The sequence below is a fragment of the Streptomyces sp. NPDC060198 genome (genome assembly GCF_042728415.1).
Lineage (GTDB): Bacteria > Actinomycetota > Actinomycetes > Streptomycetales > Streptomycetaceae > Streptomyces.
In genome coordinates this window covers 1-1,007 of the sequence record NZ_JBHWZJ010000693.1, presented here as the reverse complement: position 1 = coordinate 1,007, position 1,007 = coordinate 1, and the positions used below count along the sequence as shown (strand labels likewise).

General features: G+C 66.8%; 2 protein-coding genes. Both read right to left on the bottom strand.

Going from position 1 to position 1,007, the window contains the following annotated elements:
- Positions 1–33: 33 nt before the first annotated feature.
- On the bottom strand, positions 34–237 hold the full coding sequence (locus tag ACFWEP_RS34785; RefSeq protein ID WP_387376321.1) for a cold-shock protein: 204 nt from the start codon (positions 235–237) through the stop codon (positions 34–36).
- 403 nt (positions 238–640) lie between these two features.
- Complete coding sequence (locus ACFWEP_RS34780; protein ID WP_387376319.1) at positions 641–979, bottom strand: MerR family transcriptional regulator; 339 nt, start codon at positions 977–979, stop codon at positions 641–643.
- Positions 980–1,007: the final 28 nt, after the last annotated feature.

Genomic DNA, 1,007 nt, shown 5'->3' with positions numbered 1-1,007 from the left:
CAGCGGGCCCCGGCCACGTCTCGCGGGTCGCCGTCAGGCGGGAACGATGTTCTCGGCCGTCGGACCCTTCTGGGTCGGTGCGATGTCGAAGGTGACCTTCTGCCCTTCGAGCAGCTCGCGAAAGCCCTCGGCGGCGATGTTCGAGAAGTGGGCGAACACGTCGGGGCCGCCGTCCTCCTGCTCGATGAAGCCGAAACCCTTGGCCGCGTTGAACCATTTCACGGTGCCGGACGCCATGTCATATCTCCTTGGGGCATTACGCCGGAAACCGCAGCGCGTGGATGCCGGGTCGCCGCGGTGATGCTCCGTCCCAAGGACCGGAAACGCGAAAGGCGTCCTACTGTCGGAAATGTCGACGAAGGTGCTCGAAATTTTAGGACCACGGCAACTGGACTCGACGATAGCATGCGGTAGCGACAGGTGGGCGATGCGTTTATTCCGCTCCACCGGCCCGGATAAAAACACTTCGCCGGCGGTGTGCTTAAAACTCGCCTCGCAAAGACAGATATTGCCCCGCCGGGGGCGCAGCTCTTCCGGAGGCCCGTCCGCCGCGTGCGCCGGTGTCCGGGAAAGGAGCGACGATCGCCGCGGTCCAGGGATCGGAAGCACGCCCGCGGCCGGCGGAGGGCGGGCGGGCGCCTCAGTCCCGCGGTGGCGGGGTCCACGATCCGGCGGCCTCGCGGTACTCGGCGTTGATCCGCTGAGCTTCTTCGAGCTGGTCTTCGAGGATGACGATGCGACAGGCGGCCTCGATGGGGGTGCCCTGGTCGACGAGTTCCCGTGCCCGCGCGGCAACGCGCAATTGGTAGCGGGAGTAGCGCCGGTGCCCGCCCTCGGAACGGAGGGGCGTGATGAGGCGGGCTTCACCGATGGAGCGGAGGAAGCCCTGGGTGGTACCGAGCATCGCGGCGGCCCGGCCCATGGTGAAGGCGGGGTAGTCGTCGTCGTCAAGACGGCCGTTCGAGTCCTGTGCTGTCATTTGCACCTCTCTGCGAAACGCGTGGAGG